The organism is Streptomyces sp. NPDC048352, from assembly GCF_040651895.1.
Classification (GTDB): domain Bacteria; phylum Actinomycetota; class Actinomycetes; order Streptomycetales; family Streptomycetaceae; genus Streptomyces.
On record NZ_JBEZKZ010000166.1, the window covers coordinates 1 to 1,791 of the forward strand.

The following is a 1,791-nucleotide window of genomic DNA, read 5'->3' on the forward strand; positions in this document are numbered from 1 at the left end:
GGGGGGGGGGGGGGGCCCCCCCCCCCCCCCGCCCCCGCGGGGCGCCCCCCCCCCCCCGCCGCGCGCCCCGGCGGGCCCCTCGTACGCACGTCGCAGTGACGGCGGCGCGGACCGCGGCCGTGAAGCGTGACAGGACCCGGCCACGGTGACTACGGGCCCCGGCCGGGTCCTGTTCGCGCGGGCAGCCCCTCGTCGGGGCTCCCTCCGGCACCATCGCACGCCGGGGGCCGCCGCGCACCCGCTGCGGCCCTGCACGGGGCGGTCGGGTGACGGACCGGCAAGAACCCGGCGCCGGCAGGCGCGCCGCGTGCCCACCACCGACGATGAGGTGTACCCACCCGTCGAGCCGAGGAGCCTTTCGTGCTGGAGCGCACCCCCCACCGCGACCGCGACCAGACCGCCTTCGTCCTGCCCGGCACCGCGCCCGCCGGCCAGACCGGCGCCCCGCCCTCGGCCGGCAGCCGCGGCGTCCGCTACCTGGCCGCCGGGGACTACTGGTTCAACGACCACGCCGCCGCGGCCCTGGACGGCCCCTGGCAGGCGCCGAGGACCGACGACCGGGCGCGGTAGCCGCGAACGTGCAAGCGGCCATCCCTCCGCCGGGTGGGGGCCTGCGTGCCCCCGGAATGCGGGGGCATACAACCCTTACCTTCTGGAAGGAGCAGTAATGCTGGGTATAGCGGCCGCGGTCTTGTTCTTCATCGCCTTCTTGATCAACGCGGCGGAGATCTCCACGAACCACGTGTTCTCATCGGGCAACTTCATGATCATCGGTCTGATGCTGCTGGCCCTCCACGTCGCGGGAGTCGGCGGAGCCCGGTCCGGCCGCCTCCGGCGCCGCTGAGGGGGGCCGTCCGCCCGCGCCGCCCGCGGCGCGACCGGCCCGTTTTCCCTTTTGGGCGGGTTTAGCCGCGGCGGCCCGGGTGAGACGGCCCACGACGTCACGTGCCGTCACATGGCGGCGGCACGAAGCCGCTTACCGGAGGTGTACATGGGCATCGTCGCCTGGATCCTGATCGGCCTGCTGGCCGGAGCCATCGCCAAGGCGCTCACACCGGGGCGGGACCCCGGCGGGTGCCTGCTCACGATGGTGATCGGCATCGTCGGCGGCCTCCTCGGAGGCTGGCTCGGCAAGGTGATCTTCGGGGTCGACTCGATCAAGGGCTTCTTCCACCTGTCCACGTGGATCGCCGCGGTCGTCGGCTCGGTCATCGTCCTGCTGGTCTACCGGCTGGTCGCCGGCCGCAGGAGCCGTTGAGCGGTGCGGCGGCCGGGGCGGCCGGCCGGTCACCGCTCCCAGGGGGCCGGTCCCGTCCCCGCCGACCATCCGAGCAGCGCCTCGCGGCCGAAGCAGACGATCGCGCACTGTTCGGCGTACTCCTCCGCGGGCTGCGTGAAGTCGCTGGTGGTGACCACGGCGGCCAGTTCGGCCTCGTGCACCGCGTAGCAGGTGCCGCCGAAGCGCTGCACGTCCTGCGAGCCGACCTTGTTCGTGGGGCCGTAGCGCTTGCACTGGATGACGAGGAGCCTGCCGTCGGGAGCGGTGGCCAGTACGTCGGCGCCGAGGTCTCCCGCGCCCCCGACCACGCGGACGTCCCGGCAGCCGTCCCGTTCGCACAGGCCGGCGACCGCCCGCTCGAACGCGTCGGCGTCCAGCGCGTCGTAGTCCGGCGGTCGGCAGTCGGCCGCCGGGTCCTCGAGCGCGACGCAGTCGGCTGCGTCCGGGGCCCGGGGCGGTGCGGGCGGGCGCACGGTGTCCGCCGCGGCGGCCTCCGCCGCGACCTGGAGGGC

Annotated in this window: 4 protein-coding genes; 3 read left to right on the plus strand and 1 reads right to left on the minus strand. The window is 75.3% G+C overall.

All coding sequences use genetic code 11. From position 1 onward, the window contains the following. The first annotated feature begins 360 nt into the window (after window positions 1–360). The 3 genes from AB0D45_RS34780 to AB0D45_RS34790 all read left to right on the plus strand — a co-directional run bounded on the left by AB0D45_RS34780 (window position 361) and on the right by AB0D45_RS34790 (window position 1,258). Window positions 361–570: a hypothetical protein gene (locus AB0D45_RS34780; protein WP_362466699.1), complete on the plus strand. Its 210-nt coding sequence runs from the start codon at window positions 361–363 to the stop codon at window positions 568–570. Window positions 571–667: 97 nt separating this feature from the next. Then, window positions 668–844: a hypothetical protein gene (locus AB0D45_RS34785; protein ID WP_361611782.1), complete on the plus strand. Its 177-nt coding sequence runs from the start codon at window positions 668–670 to the stop codon at window positions 842–844. Between the two features lie 147 nt (window positions 845–991). Beyond that, window positions 992–1,258: a GlsB/YeaQ/YmgE family stress response membrane protein gene (locus AB0D45_RS34790; RefSeq protein ID WP_362466702.1), complete on the plus strand. Its 267-nt coding sequence runs from the start codon at window positions 992–994 to the stop codon at window positions 1,256–1,258. Between the two features lie 29 nt (window positions 1,259–1,287). Here the strand turns inward: AB0D45_RS34790 and AB0D45_RS34795 are convergent. Next, window positions 1,288–1,791, minus strand: a 504-nt coding sequence (locus AB0D45_RS34795) for a restriction endonuclease (RefSeq protein WP_362466705.1), incomplete at its 5' end; no start/stop codon positions are given.